The sequence below is a fragment of the Lactobacillus gallinarum genome (genome assembly GCF_002160635.1).
Taxonomy (GTDB): domain Bacteria; phylum Bacillota; class Bacilli; order Lactobacillales; family Lactobacillaceae; genus Lactobacillus; species Lactobacillus gallinarum.
Map to the genome: position 1 here is coordinate 157,412 of NZ_NFKZ01000001.1, position 21,075 is coordinate 178,486.

Sequence of the window (21,075 nt, forward strand, 5' to 3'; positions counted from 1 at the left end):
CAAACACATTTTACCATGTTAAAGATTATAATCTGAACTGATTTAAATATTTTTTCCTAACTATTATAATGATTTATGGATTCGGAGGTTTTAAACTTATGAGCAAAAATCGAGAAATCGAAGCTAAAACACTTTTACACAAAGAAACTTATCAAAAAATAGTCAGTGATTTTCCTGTAAAAAGTGATTTTGTACAAGAGAATTATTATTTTGATACACCTGATAAATTATTAAAAAAGCACCATATTAGTTTGCGAATCAGAATTTATAGCGATCATGCCGAACAAACAATGAAAGTGCCTGATCCTAATCCAGTTCAAAAAAATTATCATGAAGTTATTGAAATTAACGATAATTTAACTCATGCGCAAGCTAAAGAATTGGTAGCAAAAAAGCACTTTACCTTTCACGGTAATATTGGTCAATACTTCAGTGCACATTTTGCTAAGGAACAAGACGCTGTTTCACTTTTCACCTGGAGCAAAACTAGACGTATCTTAATGAATGGACCACAAGATTGTGAATTAACATTAGATGCAACTTCTTATCCAGATGGCTATGAAGACTTTGAATTAGAAATCGAGAATGATGATCCAGTTTTAATAGCTAATGTCCTAACTAAGCTGGAAAGCGATTACAATTTTAAGCAGAATTCTAGCAATACTAATCAAAGTAAAATTGCTCGAGCAAGTATTCACAAAAAATAACATATAGAAAATAAGGCATATTTTTTGTCACTTTTTTTGTTTCTTGCTAAAGTATCAATAGTAAATCACCAAAGGGGTCGAGAGTATGTTCGAGATTTTTCTATTCATTAATCCAATAGGAATTTACTGTTATGATACGGAAAAACAAATTCGCAACACCGTTGATGAACTTGGAATTGACGTTTGTTATCACTACATTCCTATTGCTAATGTTTGTTTAGTAAATGATGACGCTATTAGGCGTCGTAAGGATGCACAAAAGCTGCCAGACATCAGTACTTTTTCTAAAGCAACTTATGATGCGCTAGAAAATTACCATGCTATTAAACTTAAATATGGTAATAAAAAAGCACGTGAATTTTTATATGAACTGCAAAAGAATTTAAGTCATGATGCTTCAGCTTACAATCCTAAATTGTTAGAAAAAATTGCTACTAAGCTTAACATTAAAGCTAATACAATTAATGCAATCAAGAAAAGCAGTTATGTACGGAGTTCAATCGAGGAAGATCAAAAATTAGCTAATCAATGGAACATTAAAGCTACACCAACAATTGTTTTGTTCAATGAGGATAATGAACAAAATGGTGTCCTTCTAGAAGGTCCCGTTGCACATGAGGATTTAGTTAATTTGCTTCTACCTGATTATCAAAATTGCTTTTCAAATTTTATGCCGCAACAAAACCACTTACGCCTTATTTAATAGGCGTTTTATTTTTGCAAAAATTTAGTGACAGAATCTACTTCACCAGGATTACGCCAAGTACTAAACACTTCATCTGGCAGACTATCCACAGTTAGCCCCTTGTAATAAAGTAACTCGCCTATTTTTAATCCGAGCTTTGTTTTCTGTGCTAACTGCCTTCTTAAATATTTTTTTTGATTATTTATATTAATTGGATAGTCTCTTTTTATAGGCTTAAAATGCCAAAACATCTTCATATCTAATTCATCTAAAGCAAAATATTTTACTTGGTAATGAAGATTATTCGTTACCGGTTCCTGTAAAACATTATATTTTAAACAAAACACATTCTTTTTAGGATTAATTTCCAGATAATAATTTCCCCACAATTTATTCTTTCTAAAAAAGATCGACTGAGTATGTTTTAGTTTCTTCTTTAAATAATGCCTTTGTCCCACAATCCAAATATCGGTTACTCCTATTTCAGAATATAATAAATGTCGATGTCTAAATTCAGTATCACTTAGCGGTGCACATTGAACTTCAAAGGCTAATTTTTCTGAAGCTAAAACGTCTGCTCTTAGCTGACCATCAGCTAACGGTATCTCAACTTGCGCGTTGAATCCGGCCGCAGTAAGCGCGGCTTTCAACAGCATCTTAGATTGATGATGCTCCTCTTTTTCTCCCATCGCATTGCTATAACTAGTTAAATGCTTAAAAAAGGCTGCCTTTTGTTCTGAAATAATTAAAATTACTTTTTTATGACAATGTGGACAACGATAATCATCTATATTTAAATTTTTTTGACCGGTATTAACCATATTCGCTTCACTAACGGCTAATACTATTTTTTTATTCAACATGGCTGCATACATATTTCTTCACCCATGTTTTATTACGCAAAAAAGAGACGTTTTTTTCTAACGTCTCTTTTTCTTTATAAAATCTTAATTATTGCTTTTGAAGAAAGTAATAGCGAATATAATCAAGAGCATCACGGTTCAACAAACATTTTCCAGTTTCCTTCACCGTCTTCATTTCTTGATCATCAATCTTGATTCCGTATTCATTAGCAATAGCCCAAGCATCAGCTGGCTTAAGTTCAGCATAATTTTCATCTAAAAATGCTAACTTCAAGTAGTATTTACCCCGTAAATAATACAAACTTGAAGCCAGATCACTTACTTTCAAACTATCCGCTAATTCAACTAGATTTCCTAACTCATCAAAGCTGTAGGAATGATGATTTTGGAATTTCCAATATTGAGTATTAACTGCGTTCTCCTGATTAGATGATTCAAGCTTTTCTTCTTTTATTGGATCAAGTTCAGTATTTACATCATCTTTCGGATCAAGGTCAAAGAAACTTCTTCTTGAATCGGGCTCTGCCTGTGTTTGATTAGTCCCACTATTCATTGGCTCTATCATTTGACGGAGATTATCAGCATCGTCAGGCTTAATCTTGGTAATCATCAAGTCAAGACCGCCATTGTTAGGCATTACCTGAAAAGTTACAGGTACTCCTTGAGTAAAGGTATGATCAGTATCTACCTCTGAAAGAATGGAGTAGAAGAATTGCTGTATTTTTTGTTTATCCCCCAATAAATCTAAAACCTTCAATCCACGATGAGCTAATTCACTTTTATTAATTCTAACTCTTATTGTATTTTCATTGATATGATCTACTTGCACAGGATATCTCCTCCACGAATTATATAACCTATTGTAGCCTATTTTTTATCTAAAATAAAAGTGTTAGCATCATTACTAACACTCTTCTATATTATAAATCTGCAATTTTTTGGGCTTCAGCCAATTCTAATCGACGAACCTTACGTGGTAAGAAACGACGAATTTCGTCTTCATTATATCCTACTTGAAGTCGACGATCATCCATAATAATTGGTCTTCTTAACAAGCTTGGATTCTTTTCTACTAAATCAAGTAACTGATCAATTGATAAATCATCCAAATTTATTTTTAATTGTTGAAAAGCTCTTGAGCGGGTAGAAATGATTTCTTCAGTACCATTTTCAGTCATACGTAGAATTTTTAATATCTCTTTTTTAGTCAAAGGCTCCGAAAAAATGTTTCTTTCCTTAAATGGAATATCATGCTTTTCAAGCCAAGCTCGTGCCTTACGACATGAAGTACAACTAGGCGAAACATATAAATCTACCATAAAAATCACGCTCCTCAGAACAAATATTTGTATACGTTCTTAATCTTACTATTAGTATAACATACTAACTTCTTTTTTGTAAGTACTCATTTTATCTTTTATGTTAACTTCTCTTTATATTCTAAAGATAAAACGTGAATTATTTGTGAAGAAATTGTATGTTTTGTTTAAAATATTTAAATATGAAAAAAGAGACCTTTCGGTCTCTTTTCTCAATTCAAAATATGAATTTATTTGTCGATCTTCTTCATTAAGTCATTAACTAACTTTTCATTTTCTTCAGCAGTTTCTGAAACGAAGCATGCCTCGTTAGCCAATTCCTTAAGATCCTTAGTATCAAACTTCTTCATTAAGCTTCTGATACGTAAGATTGAAGTTGCACTCATTGAGTATTCATCAAGTCCCATTGAAAGTAAGATTGGGAACATGGTGTTATCACCGGCAGCTTCACCACACATACCACACCAGATACCATTTTCATGAGCAGAATCAATAGTGTGCTTAATCAAACGAAGTACTGATGGGTTATATGGTTGGTACAAGTATGATAGGTTATCGTTACCACGGTCAGCAGCCATAGTGTATTGGATCAAGTCGTTAGTACCAATTGAGAAGAAGTCAACTTCCTTAGCGAATTGATCTGCTAAAACAGCGGCTGCAGGAACTTCGATCATCATACCAACTTGCAAGTCGTCACCGATCTTAACGCCCTTTTCAACAAGCTTTTGCTTTTCATCATTTAAGATAGCCTTAGCTTGACGAAGTTCAGCCAATGTACCAATCATTGGGAACATAATACCAAGCTTACCGTATGCTGATGCACGAAGCAAAGCTCTTAATTGGGTACGGAAAATCTTTTCGTTCTTAAGTGAAAGACGAATAGCACGTACACCTAAGAATGGGTTCATTTCATCTGGCAAGTCCCAGTAATCTAGGTGCTTGTCACCACCAATATCCATTGTTCTGATGATAACTTGCTTGCCGTTCATGCCTTCGATAACTTTCTTGTAAGCTTCGAATTGATCATCTTCAGTTGGGAAGTTTGATGAATCCATGTACAAGAATTCAGTTCTGTACAAACCAACAGCTTCTGCACCGTTTTCATGTACACCTGGCATATCATTAGGAGTACCGATGTTGGCTGCAATAGTAAATTGCTTACCATCGGCAGTTACTGAAGGTTCATCCTTCAATTTCTTCCATTCAGCCTTTTGCTTTAAGAAAGCTTCACCCTTCTTCTTGTAGTCAGCTACTTGATCATCACTAGGATCAATAATAGCTACACCATCAAGACCATCATCAATTAACATGTCGCCGTTCTTAACGTCCTTAGTAATTGAATCAGTACCAACTACGGCTGGTAATTCAAGTGAACGTGCCATGATTGCTGAGTGAGCAGTACGACCACCAATATCAGTAATAAAGCCCTTAACGTATTTCTTGTTAAGTTGTGCAGTATCACTTGGAGTCAAATCATGAGCAACAACGATTACTTCATGGTCAATTGAAGCTGGGTTTGGTAATTCCTTACCAAGTAAGTGAGCCATAATACGCTTAGAAACATCGCGTACATCGGCAGCACGTTCTTGCATGTAAGGATTATCAGTCATACTTTCAAAAATTTGGATGAACTTTTGTGCAGTTTCATCTAATGCAGCTTCTGCATTGATCTTTGAATCCTTAATTTCATTCTCAATGGCACCAGTAAATTCTGGATCATTCAAAATCATTAAGTGAGCTTCAAAAACTTGAGATTCTTCTTCACCCAAGCTCTTCTTGGCAACATCACGAATCTTTTCAACTTCAGTAGTTGAAGTCTTAATAGCATCCTTGTAACGAGCTACTTCAGCTTCAACATCATCAACTGAAGACTTTAAAAATGAAAGATCAGGCTCCACAAGAAGATATGCTGGAGCAATGGCAATACCATCACTAGCAGCAATTCCTTTTAAAGTCTTGGTCATTATTCAGCTAAACCTTCTTTTTTCATAGTGTCGGCAATTGCGTCCAATGCGTCTTTTTCATCGTCACCTTCAGCAGTGATAGTAACATCAGCATTTTGGCCAACACCAAGTGACATAACACCCATGATTGACTTCAAGTTTACTGACTTGCCGTTGTATTCCAAGTTAACATCTGAACCAAACTTTGAAGCAGCTTGTACTAAAAGAGTAGCTGGACGTGCATGAATACCTGTTTCTGCAATAATATGAAAATCGCGTTTTTCCATTATAAATATCTCCTTTAAATTGAAAAAATTAAACTGGTAATAAATACCCATTCAGGTATTAGATTATCATGTTTTTACAGTTTAGACAACAATAATGTAACAGTTTACATTATTCAATCGTCAGTGTTCGTAGCGGTATATACAATAGCACCGCCTCTTTCAGCTCTGCCGGTAATATATTGTCTTTTGCCATAATTTCTAATAGTTTTCTGTAAATCAAAGGCATCTTCAGGCTCTACCTTATATTCTTTAAGCTCTCCAGACACCAATTGATCTAAAATCTTTTGATAATCCAAAAATATCACCACACTTTTTAAATTTTATAATTTTTTCATTATTTATTCTACTATTTATGTTAATTTTTCAAAAATATTATTATTTTATGTTCTTCTTACATTAAGTAAGAAATGTAGAGCTTAGCACTTGACTACTAAGAGTGCTAATAATATAATTTTGTTACAACTTAAATGAAAGGCGGTCATGTATTTTGCTTTGTCAAAATTGTCATAAACGGCCAGCCTCCATTCACCTCTTTACTAAGGTAAATGGCCAAAGCCGAGAAATTGATTTATGTCAACAATGCTATCAAGAATTAAGAAATCAACAAGGAAATCTAGAAAATATGAATAATAACAATGAATTTTTTGGCGACTTTGATGATTTATTCAACGCTTTAAACGGAAATAACAACAATGCCGCAAATAATATGAACGGAAATAATCCAAGAATGCAAATGGGCGGAGGAAATGGTAACGGCAATCAAGGTGGTAAAAGTCTCCTTGACCAATACGGTACTGATTTAACTGCTCTTGCTAAAAAAGGAAAAATCGATCCAGTTATCGGACGTGATAAAGAAATCGCTCGTGTAATTGAGATTTTAAATAGAAGAACTAAAAACAACCCTGTTTTAATCGGTGAAGCAGGTGTTGGTAAAACAGCCGTAGTTGAAGGATTAGCACAAGAAATCGTTGATGGTTCTGTCCCAGCTAAATTACAAAATAAAAGAATCATATCATTAAATGTAGTTTCACTTGTTCAAGGTACTGGAATTCGTGGTCAATTTGAACAACGGATGGAGCAATTAATCAAAGAATTACAACAAAGTGATGACATCATTTTATTCATTGATGAAATTCACGAAATTGTTGGTGCGGGTAACGCTGAAGGCGGTATGGATGCTGGTAACATCATCAAACCAGCCTTAGCTCGTGGTGAACTCCAATTAGTTGGTGCTACTACTATCAAGGAATATCGCGACATTGAAAAAGATTCTGCTTTAGCACGTAGATTCCAACCCGTTGAAGTAAAAGAACCTTCTATTGATGAAACTATTAGGATTCTGAAAGGTATTCAACAACGCTACGAAGATTACCACCACGTTCATTATACAGATGATGCAATTGAAGCAGCTGCTAAATTATCAGCTCGTTACATTCAAGACAGATTTTTACCTGACAAAGCCATTGACTTGTTAGATGAAGCTGGTTCAAGAATGAACTTAACTATTCCTTATATTGATAAGGATAAAATGCAAGAAAGAATCAATGCAGCTGAGCAACTAAAAGAAGAAGCCTTAAAGAATGAAGATTACGAAAAGGCAGCCTACTACCGCGACCAAATCGAAAAATACGAAAAAGTTAAAGATCAAAAGGTAGATCCAGACAAGTCTCCAGTTATCACCAACAAGATTATGAATAAGATTGTTGAAGAAAAGACTGGCATCCCTGTTGGTGATATTCAAAAGCAAGAAGAAAATCAATTGCAAAACTTAGCCAGTGACTTAAAGGCTCATATCATTGGTCAAGATAAGGCAGTTGAAAAAGTGGCTCGTGCAATTCGTCGTAATAGAATCGGCTTTAACAAATCAGGTCGTCCAATTGGTTCCTTCTTATTCGTAGGACCTACTGGTGTTGGTAAGACTGAGCTTGCCAAACAACTTGCTAAGCAAATGTTCGGTTCAGAAGATGCCATGATTCGTTTCGATATGTCTGAATACATGGAACAATATTCTGTATCTAAGTTGATTGGTTCAGCTCCTGGTTATGTTGGCTACGAAGAAGCTGGTCAATTGACTGAACAAGTTCGTCACAACCCATACAGCTTGATTTTGCTTGACGAAATTGAAAAAGCTCACCCAGACGTTTTGAACCTCTTCTTGCAAATCTTAGATGATGGTCGTTTGACTGATTCACAAGGTAGAACTGTTTCATTCAAAGATACAATCATCATCATGACTTCTAACGCAGGTCAAGGCATCAAGAATGCTAGCGTTGGTTTCGCTGCTGAAAATGAAGACGAAAGTAATGAATCCGCTAGAAACAACATGAGTCAATTCTTCAAGCCTGAATTCCTTAACCGTCTTGATGACGTCATTGAATTCAACGAATTGACTAAACCTGACTTACTTAAGATTGTTGACTTGATGCTTGCTAACACCAACAACATGGTTAAGGATCAAGGTTTGTACATTGATGTTACCGACGCAGCTAAAGATAAATTAGTTGAAGATGGATTCAACCCTGCTTTAGGTGCTCGTCCACTTCGTCGAACAATTCAAGAAGAAATCGAAGATAACGTTGCAGACTTCAAGCTTGATCACACTGATAGCAAGAATCTTAAGGCAGATGTTGTCGATAATAAGATCGTTATTAGCGATGAAAACACAGCTGAGTAATTACGCCAATTAATAATTCAAAAAAGATTCTGCGATTAATAATCAGCAGCATCTTTTTATTTAATTTAATAAAAATAAAAAGATGCTGCTTAATTTGATGTATACTAAATTTAAGTTATAAAAACTAAAAGAAACAGGTGAAATTCATGCATTTAATCGATGTAACTAACAACTATTCTAACTTGGTTCACAGTCAGCTCAATACTACCGATGCTAATTACGTTAAAGTATATTCATTAGGAAATACTTCAGTAATTTATACCGAAAGCAAAAATGCAATCGGCATTGCACTTGAAAACCATGATCGCCGTGTCCGTGAAGATGAAATTGAATTTGTCATCAAACGATTAATCAAAGATTACGATTCTTCATATACTTTAACCGTTGACAAGAGCCGTCACGTCATTGAAATTCACGTCGACAAGTAAATTAAATAAATTTAATCACAAAAATAAGCGTCTAGAGGATTTATTTCCTAGACACTTATTTTTTATTAAAGCTTTTCCGTTAATTTAACATCCGGATACTTGTCGTGGAAGAATCGTTCTGCAAATTCATTCTCAAACAAGAACAATGGATTGCCATAACGGTCTTTTACTAGAAGATTACGGCTGTTAGACATACGAGGATCAAGTTGCTCTGGATCAATCCAACGCGCAACTCTATGTCCAATACTATTCATCTCAACTTCTGAATTATATTCATTCTTCATTCTGAATTGGAAGACTTCAAATTGCAATTGACCAACCGCACCTAAAATATATTCATCGGTTTGGTAATTACGGTAAAGCTGAATAGCACCTTCTTGAACCAACTGATTCATTCCCTTGTGGAATGACTTTTGCTTCATCACATTCTTAGCAGTTACCCGCATAAACAATTCTGGAGTAAATTCTGGAAGTGGTGGATAAACGATTTTACGTTTACCTGAATAAATACTGTCTCCAATTTGGAAGTTACCAGTATCGTACAAACCAACAATATCTCCAGCTACGGCATCTGAAACTTGCACACGTTCACTAGACATAAATTCAGTTGCATTATTCAAACGGATTGGCTTACCTGTTCTTGCTAAAGTAACATCCAATCCTTTTTTAAATTCACCACTACCAACACGGACAAATGCGATTCGATCACGGTGGTGAGGATTCATGTTAGCCTGAATCTTAAAGACAAAGCCTGAGAATTCCGGATCTTCTGGACTAAGTTCTTCATCCCCATTAACAGTATGACTTTCAGGAGCCGGTGCTAAATCAACGAAACTATTTAAGAATGTTTCTACACCAAAATTGGTTAAAGCTGAACCGAAGAAGACTGGAGTTTGATCACCCAAAGCAATTTTTTCAGGATCAAATTTATTACCAGCTTCTTTAACCAATTCAATTTCATCAAGAGTATCTTGGAATTGAGGATCTTGACTCAATGATTCGCTATCAGGCAAAGTACCATCTTCATTCAATGGTAAGAAACGGTCTGCGCCATCTTTGCGGTACAATTCAACGCGATTATTAGCAATATCATACAAGCCTTTTAAAGTTTGACCAGAACCAATCGGCCAGTCCATTGCTACACCTTCAATGCCGAGCAAATCTTCAAGTTCAGCAATCAAATCAAGTGGTGGTCGACCATCACGGTCTAACTTGTTCATAAAAGTAAAAATCGGAATACCACGTTTTTTAACAACTTTAAATAGTTTCTTAGTTTGTGGTTCGATACCCTTTGCAGAGTCAATTACCATGACAGCAGCATCCACCGCCATTAAAGTACGATAGGTATCTTCTGAGAAATCTTGGTGTCCTGGTGTATCCAAGATATTGATTCTCTTGCCCTTGTACTCAAACTGCATAACGGAACTAGTAACTGAAATACCACGCTTTTTTTCAATTTCCATCCAGTCACTTGTAGCAAAGTTACCAGTTTTACGGGCTTTAACAGTACCAGCTTTTCTAATTACCCCACCAAATAACAGCATTTGTTCCGTAATTGTTGTCTTACCTGCATCTGGGTGAGAAATAATTGCAAATGTTCTTCTTTTCTTTACTTTCTCTGCTAACTCTTTATCCATTACTCTTTTTTATCTTCTTCCTTTTTTATTTCTTGTTTATCCTTTGTCAACAAAACCGTAAGTAAACGTGACCCTTTCATTCTTCTAGTAGTCAAAGTCATCCCGTCACCAATGTCAACGGTTAACTTTTCCCCTTTAGCTGGGATCATCTTCAAGGTATTAATGACATAACCTGCTACCGTATCTACATCTTCCATTTCAAGATGCGTACCAAATTGCTCATTAAAATCATCTAACGGCATTTTTCCATAGATAATATACTTATTGGGCGCAATTTGATTATACAAAATCTCTGTATGATCAACCTCGTCGTCGATATCCCCTACGATCTCTTCGACAAGGTCTTCAATAGTAGCCAAGCCAGTTACGCCACCATACTCATCTGTTAAAATAGCTAGTTGACGCTGCGTTTGCTGCATTTCCATCAACAGATCCCCTAATTCTGCTGTTTCTGGTGCAAATAAAGGTTCAGTCATTACATCTTGATAATCAAGATTTTCAAACCCCTTAATCTTAGCCTTACGCAATACCGTTCTGATATGAATTATGCCGACGATTTTATCCTTATCTCGTTTATATACTGGAATACGCGAATACGGCTCACGCAATATTTCATCAAGATTATCTTGAAAACTCACATCCGCATCTACCATGAACGCGTCCGTTCTTGGTACCATTACTTCGCGAGCCATTTTCCCCTGAAAGTCCAGAATTCTTTCAAGCATTGAGAACTCAGTATCATTAATTTTATGATTATCATGTAAATTGATAATTTCTTTTTCTAAATGATCTTTAGTTCCTTCTTCTGTCTCACCTGACAATCTATTTTTAAGGCGAACAAAAAGATTCTTCGCTCCAGGATCACTACTCATTTTTTTACTCTCTTTCTTAAAAAAGTTATCTAAATAAAGTTATTATAGCATAGAGCAATTAACAGTATGTTAAAATAGCAAATAAGACTAAAAGGAGGAAATCCTTATGAAAAAAAGCCACGTTTTATTGGTTTTTACTTTTTTATTACTTGTTCCATATATCTGTAGCTTACTAATTATCGGTATCGGCTATAATGCACTAGTTCTCCATTCGGCAGAAATTTACCGCACAATTATTGGTGCTTTAGTCGGTTCTATCATTATGTTTGCAGTTAAAGCTACGATTCAACGACCAGTTGATCTATTAGCTATGCAAACTAATGACGGTTTGTTAAAGCAGCTTTTGCGCTTTTTCAGTATTAGACGACGCTATTTCTTATTATTTGCAAATATCGTCTTAGATTTTATTTTATGCTTTGCCGCAACTTATTTAGTACGTGCCGTGTTAACATTAGATCAAATTGTAGGTAGTTCCATCGGTTTCGTCTTATTAATCATGTTCGTATCAACTTGTCTTGGAGCTTATGTTGAATACGATAATCTATCAATCGATCCACAACAACATTAATTATTCACTGACCTTTACGTAAAATGCTTGGGTCAGTTTTTTTGTATCTAAATCTAGATCCCAGACAATATATGGAGTATCGCTATCACCTAAGTTCTCATAAACCTTAACTCCATTGGCTACTACCTTTTTTACAAAATTAGGTACAGTGCTATTTAATGGCAAGTTAAAGTAAACTAAATTTTGATTTTCTTCTACTTCTTCATCTATTTCAGCCTTAGGTAATTCAAACTTCATTAAACCTGTTGGCACCTTATCAGCTTCCACATCAGTTACTACGCCATACCAGTACATAAAGCTATCTGGGCCTGAAACAATTAAGGCTGAACGCTTATTTTCTAGATTATTATCTGCTAAAAACTTTTGAAATACTTCATCATTTTCCATTTGTTGATTAGATTCCATAAAACTCTTTTGGGCATTCATCAAACTATCTGGGAAAGGACGGCCAACAAATAACTTCTTATCAATATTCTTTTTCATTTTTTCTCCTTAATATTCTGCTAAATCATCAAAATTAATTACTTCACCATTTAAAAATGCATCAATTTCACTAGTTGAAAAACCATGGCTGAAGAGATATTTCTTCATCCGAAACTTGCATTCACTTTCATCATAGCGACGAAAACGTTTATAGGCTTTGATGCCCTGCTTTTTTAAAGCTTGCATTTGCAAATCTTCATCATCTTCAAGATCTAAAGATGCAATTATTTCACTGCTAATTCCACCGTCAAAACCATGCCTTAATAACTTAGTTTTCATCTTACGCTTTAATTCTCGCTGAGCCAGTTTACCTGCTTGATGAATCATCGATTTGATTACTCTTTGACCGACTTCAATCCAGTCTTCATCCATCACTTCGTCTAATTCTGTCTGACTGATTTCTGGATCAACACCTTTTTGCGTTAATTTACGTAGCAAACTTTTCGGTCCATCTGATCCGACACGTAAATCATTTTTAATAAATAATTTAGCATACTGACGATCATCTAAATAACCTAACTCATTTAACTGATTAACGGCACTATTAGCAGCTTCATCAGAAATTTCATGCTTTTTTAAATACTGCAAGACTTCAAAAATAGTTCGAGGTTCGTAACTCAAAAAATGTGCTGCTAGATCACTAGCTTTAGCAGCAGCATCAAATTGTCTGATTTTTTCAACTTGCTCATCATCAAGTTCTTTTCCTTTTAAAAGAACAAACTCAGCGACTGTTTTTTCACCAGCAGAAAAAGCATATTTACCATCTAGGAAAATATTATAGCGACCTGGGCGCTTTTGTGCACTAACTTTGGTTATGATCATTTTTTCACCTCGCATATTCCAAAATACATGCTAGCAAATTTTTTTAAATCTTGCTAAGAACTTTTACCAGGTAGTACAATTAAAAGCAATGTAATTAGTTTTTAGTAGAAAGAATAAGATGATGAATAAAAAATTTACAAATAAAAAACAACATCATGAAAAAGATGTAATTATCACAATTAAACGTTTGGGAATTAATGGCGAAGGAATCGGCTATTATAAAAAGAAGATTATCTTTATCCCAGGTGCTTTGCCAGATGAAGTAGTCGTAGCCAAAATTGTTAAGAGCTACCCTCACTATCTTCAAGGTGAACTTGTCCGCATTAAGGAAAAGAGTCCTGATCGAGTAGCTTTCCCAGAAGGCGTAGATCCAGAAATTGGTGGATTGGAACTAGCACATTTGTCTTATGAAAAGCAACTTGAATTCAAGCGTAATAATATGCTTGAATCACTTAGAAAGTACCATCCAAGAAACTATGCTAAATACAAGGTTAAGAAGACTATCCCTGCTCCTGATGAATGGCATTACCGCAATAAGGCACAATACCAAATCGAAAATGTTCACGGTAAAACTAAATTAGGTCTTTTTGCACCAAATTCTCACCGCTTGATCGATTTGCCTAAGATGCCTACGCAAAGTGAAGACACTCAAAAGACTGAACGTGAAATCAAAGTTTTAATTGAGAAGTTGCATGTCCCTGTTGCTAACTTCCGTCGTCATTTACCCGGCGTCAAAACTATCGTAGTGCGTCAATCTGAAGCTAGCAAAGAAATTCAAGTTACTTTGATCACCATTGGTCACAAGATCAAGAACTTGATTCCTTTAGCTAAAGAAATTATGAAGCTGGATAACGTAGTTAGTGTTTACCAAAACGAAACCGAATGGCAAAATCCACAGGTTTGGGGCAATAAAACTGAAAAATTATTGGGTAAAAACCAAATTATGGAAGAAATTTTGGGTAAGAAATTTGCTTTATCCCCACGTGCCTTCTTCCAACTCAACCCGGTTCAAACTGTCAACCTTTATTCAGAAGCATTGAAATACTTAGACTTAACCCCAGATCAAACTTTAATTGATGCCTATAGTGGTGTAGGTACATTAGGTATCTTAGCTGCTGATCGCGTCAAGCAAGTTATCGGAATCGAAACTATTCCTGAAGCCGTTAAAGATGCAGAGCACAATGTGGAACTCAATCACATCAAAAATGCAGATTACATCCAAGGCAGCGTAGAAAAGGTATTGCCTGAATTAAAGAACAGCGGCGTTTCAATCGATGCCTTAATCGTTGACCCACCTAGAACGGGCTTGGCTAAAAAATTAATCAAAACTCTTTTACAGGTAAAACCTGAAACTTTTGTTTACATTTCATGTAACCCATCTACTTTAGCCCAAGATTTAGTCTTATTAAGTGAAGTTTACGATGTCCGTGTAATCCAAAATGTGGATATGTTGCCACAAACTCCACGTTGTGAAGCAATCGCTAAATTAGTTTTAAGAAAATAAGATAAGAAAAACAACCTAGTTATCAGCTAGGTTGTTTTTGCATACAAAAAGCGACTGTCGGGCAATCCTTGTCTCTTAGCAGTCGCAATTCAAGTGGATGAGGTAGCTCATCAAATTGATAGTCACGATCTTCAACTGTTCGTTATGTATTAAAACAATGGCATCATCGTAACCAATATTAACATTCACTTGTTCGGGTCTTTACATAAAACGTAACTTTTAATGAATTGGAGTTTTGTAAACAGCCATTATTAGGGCTGATACCTCTACATATAGAGAATCTTTCAAGTTTCCAATAATAATACAATTCTGGAGATAAAAACTTACTTATATTTATACTTGTTAACTTAATTTCTACCTCTTCCACGTCCCTAATTATATCCTGTTGTGTAACCGCTTGCAATAATTAATGAATATATTTTTTCAAAAAAGCTTTGATAACTTGTCGATATTTATTTTTGTACATTGGATAAGATAGAGCGTGCCCAGCTAACGGTGCAACCCATAAAAACTTAGGTGCATTAGTTGCCGCATAATTTTGATACACCATTTCGGTAGGCACAAAGTGGTCTTTTCCACCATGGATAAACAAAAACGGCCGCGTATTCTTCCGCAATTGTTTAACAGATGATGCTCGTTTTAAGAAAAAGCCATTCTCTATTCTATTAATACCACTCATGGTCTTGATCAAAGGTTTACGAATTACTTTAGGCAAACCAAATAAATTACCTGCTTGATAATCCACTTCTTCTTTTACACTGGAATATCCACAATCTTCAATAAATGCTTTTACCTGCTTAGGTAATTTTAAGCCGGAAACCATCATCGCAGTAGCACCGCCCATGCTTTGTCCCATCACGACGATCTGAGTATCATCCCCAGTATAGCCAATCGCTTTTTTAATCCAGCGTAAAATATCGTCTTTTTCTACCCAGCCATAGCCAATATATTCGCCTGAGCTGCGTCCATGTGCCCGCGCATCAGGCAACAAGACATTATATCCCAAATCATAAAACATCTTGGCAAAACCAGCCATGCTATCTCCGTCGCTCATAAAGCCATGCAATAAAATCGTCGTCTTCTTAGAATGATTATCAAGATAGTTAGCATATAAACTTATATTAGAATCTACTCTTAAAATCCATTCTTGTTTTTCAAATTCTTTGAACCCAAGCTTGTCACGATATAGCGCATCCCTACCGGATAATTCTTTAGATTCTGGCTTTTTCTTATAAGTGGTCATCGCGTATTTAAAAAAATAGTCGCTAATTGCTAACCACCCTAGTCCAGCCAAAGTCAAAGACGATAATATTATTTTTTTCTTCATTTTGATTCTTCCATGTTAATTTACTTTATTATTCATTCTATAATTAGTTAATAACTATTACTAATTTTAATTATACTTGAAAATGCGCTTAACAGATTTACTTCAATTAATTAACGATTTAAATATTAATACCACTTTTTATCTAAAAATAGACGATAAAGTTGTTCCTTGGGGCAAACTAACTCTGGTAGATGGCCACTGTCTGCTTTATCCAGGAGAAAAAGCAATGACTAAGACTAAACTGATCCGCTTAGTAGGTCATATGCATAACCGCGGTATTCCTCTTTTAATAGCAGTTGACCAAGAAGAACATCACATTTTTGGATTACAAATCAAAGAAGACAACAATCAAATTGTTCTTATGTAAAAAGGCTACGATCATCATGATCATAGCCTTTTCCATTTTACTTAACTTTATATTGACGAATATTGCCTTTAGTACCTGCAAAATACCAAGTGCCTTTTTCATCATCACTAGTTAATTCTTCATTGTCTTCCGGATCTTCAAGCGCAGTATTAAACACATCTTCGTATTCAGGAATACTTAACTTTTGACGTCTTTCAAGCATCTTTTCATCGCTGGCTGCATTAATTTCTTTTTCATAGCCAGCTACAAGATTGCCACTGTAAAATTCACCCATGGCACCTGAGCCATATGAGAATAAACCAACTAATGAGCCAGCTGATAAATTACCGTTTTCAAGCAAACTCAACAAGCTCATATAAAGAGAGGCAGTATAAATATTACCAACTCGACGTGATAATTGTTTAGAAGCAGCAAATGAATTTTGCAATTTTTCAGTAGTGGCTTCATCTTGATCAGCAACAGCAATTCGATTAGCCTTTAACCCCATCTTAGTGAATGGCAAGTGATAAATAATAGCATCAAAATCTTTTGTTTCCAAATTCTTTTGCTTTTTATAATCCGCAAAAGTTTTGCTAAAGAAATCTAAATAGACTTGTGTTGAATATTTACCATCAACCATTGCTAATTTAGAGTTATTTGGACGCCAAAAGTCATTAATGTCCTCGCTGTATGCACTGTGACCATCATTTAAAGCTAAAATAGCTGGATCAGCCTTAATCAGCATACTTACACTACCAGCACCTTGGGTTACTTCACCCGCAGTACCAATACCGTAACGTGCAATATCACTACCAATAACCATTGCAGTTTGGTCGGGATGAACTCTAACGAAATCACGTGCAATCATTAAGGCAGCGGTTAAGCCAAAACATGCCTCTTTTACTTCAAAAGTCCGCACTTCTGGTTTTAATTTAAGTGCTGTCTTAACAAAAAGTGAAGCTGATTTAGATTGATCGATCCCGCTTTCGGTACCAAAGACCAATAAACCAATCTTATCCTTATCAATCCGGTCAATGTACTTCATCGTTGCATTAATTCCCATTGAAACAGCATCTTGGGTTTGATCTGCAACGCTCATTTCACTTTGACCAATACCGATCAAAAACTTATTTGGATCTTCATTTCTTGCATGGGCTAAATCAACCATGTCTACATATTTGTTAGAAGTAAAAAGTCCAATCTTATCAATACCTACTTGCATTATTTTCCCTCTCTTATTTGCTTTAAAACAAGTTGTGCATAACTTTCAGAATAATCTTTTTGCTCAATTATTTGTGTTAATACCTGCTTCTTTTCATCATCACTGGCATCAAGTTCAGCGACGATATTGCGTGCTTGCAGCTTCATATGTCCTGCTTGAATTCCTACAGTAGAAATCGCCAGCAGTGCTGCCAGATTATTAGCTAACCCAACACTGACAATAATTTCGGCTAACTTAGCACTGGTAATCTTCTTACCTAAAATAGCAAAACTCTGCTGTACATCTTTGCGAGCCTTAATAGAACCACCAACTACTCCAATAGCCATTGGCAAAGTTAATTCGCCAACTAGCTTGCCATCTTGCATAGTCCATTTAGACAAACTGCGATAATGTCCATCTTGGTTAGCTAAAACTGCAGTCGCACTTTCAATTGCGCGGTAATCATTTCCTGTAGCAATTAACACCGCATCAACGCCATTCATGATTCCTTTATTATTGGTTACTGCTCGATATGGATCTTCATAACCAATTTTGCTGAGCAAAGCAACACGTTCAGCTACTTTTCGGCCACCCATTGTTTTAGGATCAAGAGTAACTATAACCGTAGTCAACTGACTAGGATAATTTGATAAAATGGCAAATAATTTTTCTTCAACACCTGGGAATTGTTTTAATTTAGTTGCTAAAAATTCCAAGATAGAATTTGTCTTATTTGCTCCCATTGCTTCAGCGGGATCAACTAAAACTTTAAGATAGACTAAATCACCTTTTTGTTCAGCCTCAATTGATCTAGTTCCACCACCGTGACGAATTAAACTAGCAAATTCTGTATTAGCTAAATCGATCAAATCAGGAAATTGTTTTTTTAAGTTTACCAAAGAAAAGTCAGAATTTATCTTTAAAACGATTTGACCATAGATTCCTGTTCGCTTGCTAGTTGCCTTGACTCCACCATTTCGTGCAAAAATATGAGCACCATGATTAGCAGCTGCCACAACTGAAGGTTCTTCTACAGCCATAGGGACCATATACGATTGCTCATTTAGTAAAAGATTTTGCACTACTCCCAAAGGCAACCGTAATTGGCCCACAACATTTTCGCTTAATTTGTCTAAGCGGTTAAGAACCTGATCATCAATATCTTCTAAATTTATTCCTTCAGATTGTAAAATTTCTCGCCTTTGCTCAGGCTTTAATTGATAAAACTTCATTAAACATTCTCGATTTCATATGCGATTGCTTGACCACCGCCAATGCACAAAGTTACCAATGCACGCTGGCCTTGCTCCTTCTTTAAGCCACTAATTGCAGAACAAATTAATCTGGTTCCAGTTGCACCTAATGGATGTCCCAACGCAATGGCACCACCCATGATATTTAATTTATCATCAGGGATTTGCAAATCACGAGCTACTGCTACGCTTTGCGAAGCAAAGGCTTCGTTTAGTTCTACAATATCATAATCATTAATTGAACGTCCTGTTTTTTCAAGCAGCTTCTTCACGGCAAAATATGGTGTATATCCCATATAAGCAGGATCAAATCCAGCTTCCGCAAAAGCTCCTAGCTTAGCAATCGGCTTTAAGTTTAATTCCTTAACCTTGTCTTCTGTGGCTAATACCAACATACTTGCACCATCTGTTAATGGAGACGAATTACCGGCGGTTACGTCACCATCCTCTTTAAAGACCGGTTTTAATTGACTTAAGGCTTCCATAGAAGTATCTGGACGAATTGGTTCATCATGATCTAAAGTTTCACCATCAATTTCAATTGGCAAAATTTCGTTATCAAAAAAGCCAGATTTCGTTGCTTCTGCCGCTTTTTTATGAGAACGAAGACTAAATTCATCCATCTCTTCACGGGTAACATGATATCTTTGTGCAACGTTTTCGGCGGTAATCCCCATATGTTGTCCAGAAAAAGCATCCATCAAGCCATCATTTATCATAGTATTTACTAAATGGTCTGCAGGATTTTCTTTATTTTCTTTTTTAACCAAATATGGTGCACGGGTCATGCTTTCGCTACCACCAACTGCAACTAGATCTAAATCGCCCATTTCCATTTGACCTTGAGCTAAACGGACAGCCTTAAGGCTAGAGCCACAAACATCATTAATCGTTGCCGCGGTGGATTCTTCTTTCATCCCTGAATTAAGAGCAACCTGACGAGCCATATTTTCACCCAAGCCTGTACTCAAAACATTGCCCATAAAAAGTTCTTGGACCTTATCAGGATTAATATTTCCATCTTTTAACGCGCCCTTTAATGCCATTACGCCAAGATCAATTGCCGAAGCATCTTTAAAAAATCCACGATACTTGCCAAAAGGTGTTCTCTTGGCTGCTACAATATAAATATTTTTCATCACTTTTTCTCCATTTGTATTATTAACACTATGATCATAACAAAAAATATTTAAAAAAACATAAAAAGACTACGCTCTCGCGTAGTCTGTAAACAATTATCTGCTTTTTATTTATTATTTTTATCTTCAGCTTCAAATTGCTTAGATAGCTTCTTAATATACGCACGCAATTGATCCTTAATTTCAGGATGCTTTAGTCCATATTCAATAGAAGTTTCAAGATAGCCTTCTTTATTACCAACATCATGACGTTCACCTTTAAATACATGAGCAAACACGCGTTGTGTCTTATTCATCGTATCAATGGCATCTGTTAATTGGATTTCTCCGCCACGCCCTGGTTTTTGATGAGCCAAAATATCAAAAATTTCTGGTGTAAGCAAGTAACGTCCAATAATTGCATAATCACTTGGTGCCTTATCAATATCTGGCTTTTCTACAAAAGACTTAACGTTGATTAAACCAGGCATGATTTCATTTTCAGGTTCAATTACCCCATATTTAGAAACTTCTTCATGAGGCACTGGCATTACAGCAATAGTAGAAGCATGAGTCTTGTCATAACGATTAATCAATTGCTTAGTTAAAGGAATTTTGTCATCCATCAAATCATCCCCAAGCATTACTACAAATGGCTCATCTCCAACAAAGCTGCGAGCACGATAAATTGCATCCCCTAAGCCTGCTGGATGTGGTTGTCTAGTATAGTACAAATTGACACCTAAGTTGGTAATACCTTGGGTCAACTTAAGCAACTCGCTTTTACCCTTTTCTTCCAAGTCTTGTTCAAGTTCTGGATTAGAATCAAAATGATCTTCAATTGGTCGCTTATTTTTACCAATAACAATCAAAATATCTTCAATACCAGACTTCTTGGCTTCTTCTACGATAAATTGAATTGTTGGTTTATCAACAATTGGCAACATTTCTTTAGGTAAAGCCTTAGTTGCAGGTAAGAATCTAGTACCTAAACCGGCAGCTGGAATAACAGCTTTTCTTACTTTCATACAGACACTC

The 21,075-nt window shown here is 35.7% G+C and carries 22 protein-coding genes; 7 read left to right on the forward strand and 15 right to left on the reverse strand.

Annotated features, from left to right (window positions below; all coding sequences use genetic code 11):
- Positions 1–98: 98 nt before the first annotated feature.
- Entirely contained in the window at positions 99–707 is a 609-nt protein-coding gene (locus tag B5E95_RS00910; RefSeq protein ID WP_087175627.1) for a CYTH domain-containing protein, read from the forward strand.
- 85 nt (positions 708–792) lie between these two features.
- Complete coding sequence (locus tag B5E95_RS00915; RefSeq protein WP_087175626.1) at positions 793–1,410, forward strand: DsbA family protein; 618 nt, start codon at positions 793–795, stop codon at positions 1,408–1,410.
- Between the two features lie 8 nt (positions 1,411–1,418).
- Here B5E95_RS00915 and B5E95_RS00920 read toward each other — a convergent pair whose 3' ends face one another.
- The 6 genes from B5E95_RS00920 to B5E95_RS00945 form a co-directional block, all read right to left on the reverse strand.
- Positions 1,419–2,267, reverse strand: coding sequence for a competence protein CoiA (locus tag B5E95_RS00920; protein ID WP_087175625.1), 849 nt, complete (start codon positions 2,265–2,267; stop codon positions 1,419–1,421).
- 76 nt (positions 2,268–2,343) lie between these two features.
- Positions 2,344–3,084 (reverse strand): adaptor protein MecA, encoded by a 741-nt coding sequence (locus B5E95_RS00925; RefSeq protein ID WP_087175624.1) that lies wholly within the window; start codon positions 3,082–3,084, stop codon positions 2,344–2,346.
- 91 nt (positions 3,085–3,175) lie between these two features.
- Entirely contained in the window at positions 3,176–3,574 is a 399-nt protein-coding gene (spx, locus tag B5E95_RS00930; RefSeq protein WP_012211591.1) for a transcriptional regulator Spx, read from the reverse strand.
- 230 nt (positions 3,575–3,804) lie between these two features.
- Positions 3,805–5,538, reverse strand: coding sequence for a phosphoenolpyruvate--protein phosphotransferase (ptsP, locus tag B5E95_RS00935; protein ID WP_087175623.1), 1,734 nt, complete (start codon positions 5,536–5,538; stop codon positions 3,805–3,807).
- On the reverse strand, positions 5,538–5,804 hold the full coding sequence (locus B5E95_RS00940) for a phosphocarrier protein HPr (protein WP_005718606.1): 267 nt from the start codon (positions 5,802–5,804) through the stop codon (positions 5,538–5,540). Before B5E95_RS00940 ends, ptsP begins: the two co-directional genes overlap by 1 nt.
- Positions 5,805–5,917: 113 nt before the next feature.
- On the reverse strand, positions 5,918–6,100 hold the full coding sequence (locus B5E95_RS00945) for a hypothetical protein (protein WP_014919161.1): 183 nt from the start codon (positions 6,098–6,100) through the stop codon (positions 5,918–5,920).
- A 191-nt stretch (positions 6,101–6,291) separates the two neighbouring features.
- Between B5E95_RS00945 and B5E95_RS00950 the strand changes: the two genes are divergently transcribed.
- Both B5E95_RS00950 and B5E95_RS00955 read left to right on the forward strand, forming a co-directional pair.
- Complete coding sequence (locus B5E95_RS00950) at positions 6,292–8,478, forward strand: ATP-dependent Clp protease ATP-binding subunit (RefSeq protein WP_087175622.1); 2,187 nt, start codon at positions 6,292–6,294, stop codon at positions 8,476–8,478.
- A 146-nt stretch (positions 8,479–8,624) separates the two neighbouring features.
- On the forward strand, positions 8,625–8,906 hold the full coding sequence (locus B5E95_RS00955; RefSeq protein WP_014563970.1) for a DUF1827 family protein: 282 nt from the start codon (positions 8,625–8,627) through the stop codon (positions 8,904–8,906).
- 65 nt (positions 8,907–8,971) lie between these two features.
- Here the strand turns inward: B5E95_RS00955 and B5E95_RS00960 are convergent, their stop codons facing one another.
- Both B5E95_RS00960 and B5E95_RS00965 read right to left on the reverse strand, forming a co-directional pair.
- On the reverse strand, positions 8,972–10,543 hold the full coding sequence (locus B5E95_RS00960) for a peptide chain release factor 3 (protein WP_087175621.1): 1,572 nt from the start codon (positions 10,541–10,543) through the stop codon (positions 8,972–8,974).
- Entirely contained in the window at positions 10,543–11,415 is an 873-nt protein-coding gene (locus B5E95_RS00965; RefSeq protein WP_087235410.1) for a hemolysin family protein, read from the reverse strand. Before B5E95_RS00965 ends, B5E95_RS00960 begins: the two co-directional genes overlap by 1 nt.
- Positions 11,416–11,521: 106 nt before the next feature.
- Between B5E95_RS00965 and B5E95_RS00970 the strand changes: the two genes are divergently transcribed.
- Complete coding sequence (locus B5E95_RS00970) at positions 11,522–11,983, forward strand: hypothetical protein (RefSeq protein ID WP_087175619.1); 462 nt, start codon at positions 11,522–11,524, stop codon at positions 11,981–11,983.
- Here the strand turns inward: B5E95_RS00970 and B5E95_RS00975 are convergent, their stop codons facing one another.
- Both B5E95_RS00975 and recX read right to left on the reverse strand, forming a co-directional pair.
- Positions 11,984–12,466 (reverse strand): hypothetical protein, encoded by a 483-nt coding sequence (locus B5E95_RS00975; RefSeq protein WP_087175618.1) that lies wholly within the window; start codon positions 12,464–12,466, stop codon positions 11,984–11,986.
- 9 nt (positions 12,467–12,475) lie between these two features.
- Positions 12,476–13,288, reverse strand: a complete 813-nt coding sequence (gene recX, locus B5E95_RS00980) for a recombination regulator RecX (RefSeq protein ID WP_087235411.1) — start codon at positions 13,286–13,288, stop codon at positions 12,476–12,478.
- Between the two features lie 121 nt (positions 13,289–13,409).
- On the opposite strand from recX, the gene rlmD reads away from it, so the two are divergent.
- On the forward strand, positions 13,410–14,792 hold the full coding sequence (gene rlmD, locus B5E95_RS00985; RefSeq protein ID WP_087175616.1) for a 23S rRNA (uracil(1939)-C(5))-methyltransferase RlmD: 1,383 nt from the start codon (positions 13,410–13,412) through the stop codon (positions 14,790–14,792).
- A 406-nt stretch (positions 14,793–15,198) separates the two neighbouring features.
- Here rlmD and B5E95_RS00990 read toward each other — a convergent pair whose 3' ends face one another.
- Positions 15,199–16,119: an alpha/beta hydrolase gene (locus tag B5E95_RS00990; RefSeq protein WP_087175615.1), complete on the reverse strand. Its 921-nt coding sequence runs from the start codon at positions 16,117–16,119 to the stop codon at positions 15,199–15,201.
- A gap of 82 nt (positions 16,120–16,201) precedes the next feature.
- Here B5E95_RS00990 and B5E95_RS00995 point away from each other — a divergent pair, with 82 nt between their 5' ends.
- Positions 16,202–16,486: a hypothetical protein gene (locus B5E95_RS00995; protein ID WP_087175945.1), complete on the forward strand. Its 285-nt coding sequence runs from the start codon at positions 16,202–16,204 to the stop codon at positions 16,484–16,486.
- Positions 16,487–16,523: 37 nt separating this feature from the next.
- Here the strand turns inward: B5E95_RS00995 and B5E95_RS01000 are convergent, their stop codons facing one another.
- From B5E95_RS01000 to galU, 4 genes are all read right to left on the reverse strand, one after another.
- Complete coding sequence (locus B5E95_RS01000) at positions 16,524–17,687, reverse strand: hydroxymethylglutaryl-CoA synthase (RefSeq protein ID WP_087235412.1); 1,164 nt, start codon at positions 17,685–17,687, stop codon at positions 16,524–16,526.
- Positions 17,687–18,898: a hydroxymethylglutaryl-CoA reductase, degradative gene (locus B5E95_RS01005; RefSeq protein ID WP_087235413.1), complete on the reverse strand. Its 1,212-nt coding sequence runs from the start codon at positions 18,896–18,898 to the stop codon at positions 17,687–17,689. The genes B5E95_RS01000 and B5E95_RS01005 overlap by 1 nt, the downstream gene beginning before the upstream one ends.
- Complete coding sequence (locus B5E95_RS01010; protein ID WP_025005471.1) at positions 18,898–20,058, reverse strand: thiolase family protein; 1,161 nt, start codon at positions 20,056–20,058, stop codon at positions 18,898–18,900. The genes B5E95_RS01005 and B5E95_RS01010 overlap by 1 nt, the downstream gene beginning before the upstream one ends.
- A 107-nt stretch (positions 20,059–20,165) precedes the next feature.
- Positions 20,166–21,065, reverse strand: a complete 900-nt coding sequence (galU, locus tag B5E95_RS01015; protein WP_025005470.1) for a UTP--glucose-1-phosphate uridylyltransferase GalU — start codon at positions 21,063–21,065, stop codon at positions 20,166–20,168.
- Positions 21,066–21,075: the final 10 nt, after the last annotated feature.

Bases quoted from the DNA above. Each gene is read 5' to 3' on its own strand.
- B5E95_RS00965 (WP_087235410.1), bottom strand. From the start codon at position 11,415: ATGAGTAGTGATCCTGGAGCGAAGAATCTTTTTGTTCGCCTTAAAAAT.
- B5E95_RS00910 (WP_087175627.1), top strand. From the start codon at position 99: ATGAGCAAAAATCGAGAAATCGAAGCTAAAACACTTTTACACAAAGAA.
- B5E95_RS00915 (WP_087175626.1), top strand. From the start codon at position 793: ATGTTCGAGATTTTTCTATTCATTAATCCAATAGGAATTTACTGTTAT.
- spx (WP_012211591.1), bottom strand. From the start codon at position 3,574: ATGGTAGATTTATATGTTTCGCCTAGTTGTACTTCATGTCGTAAGGCA.
- B5E95_RS00960 (WP_087175621.1), bottom strand. From the start codon at position 10,543: ATGGATAAAGAGTTAGCAGAGAAAGTAAAGAAAAGAAGAACATTTGCA.
- B5E95_RS00955 (WP_014563970.1), top strand. From the start codon at position 8,625: ATGCATTTAATCGATGTAACTAACAACTATTCTAACTTGGTTCACAGT.
- rlmD (WP_087175616.1), top strand. From the start codon at position 13,410: ATGAATAAAAAATTTACAAATAAAAAACAACATCATGAAAAAGATGTA.
- B5E95_RS00940 (WP_005718606.1), bottom strand. From the start codon at position 5,804: ATGGAAAAACGCGATTTTCATATTATTGCAGAAACAGGTATTCATGCA.
- B5E95_RS00970 (WP_087175619.1), top strand. From the start codon at position 11,522: ATGAAAAAAAGCCACGTTTTATTGGTTTTTACTTTTTTATTACTTGTT.
- B5E95_RS01005 (WP_087235413.1), bottom strand. From the start codon at position 18,898: ATGAAGTTTTATCAATTAAAGCCTGAGCAAAGGCGAGAAATTTTACAA.
- B5E95_RS00920 (WP_087175625.1), bottom strand. From the start codon at position 2,267: ATGTATGCAGCCATGTTGAATAAAAAAATAGTATTAGCCGTTAGTGAA.
- B5E95_RS01010 (WP_025005471.1), bottom strand. From the start codon at position 20,058: ATGAAAAATATTTATATTGTAGCAGCCAAGAGAACACCTTTTGGCAAG.
- recX (WP_087235411.1), bottom strand. From the start codon at position 13,288: ATGATCATAACCAAAGTTAGTGCACAAAAGCGCCCAGGTCGCTATAAT.
- B5E95_RS00990 (WP_087175615.1), bottom strand. From the start codon at position 16,119: ATGAAGAAAAAAATAATATTATCGTCTTTGACTTTGGCTGGACTAGGG.
- B5E95_RS00975 (WP_087175618.1), bottom strand. From the start codon at position 12,466: ATGAAAAAGAATATTGATAAGAAGTTATTTGTTGGCCGTCCTTTCCCA.
- ptsP (WP_087175623.1), bottom strand. From the start codon at position 5,538: ATGACCAAGACTTTAAAAGGAATTGCTGCTAGTGATGGTATTGCCATT.
- B5E95_RS01000 (WP_087235412.1), bottom strand. From the start codon at position 17,687: ATGCAAGTAGGTATTGATAAGATTGGACTTTTTACTTCTAACAAATAT.
- galU (WP_025005470.1), bottom strand. From the start codon at position 21,065: ATGAAAGTAAGAAAAGCTGTTATTCCAGCTGCCGGTTTAGGTACTAGA.
- B5E95_RS00995 (WP_087175945.1), top strand. From the start codon at position 16,202: ATGCGCTTAACAGATTTACTTCAATTAATTAACGATTTAAATATTAAT.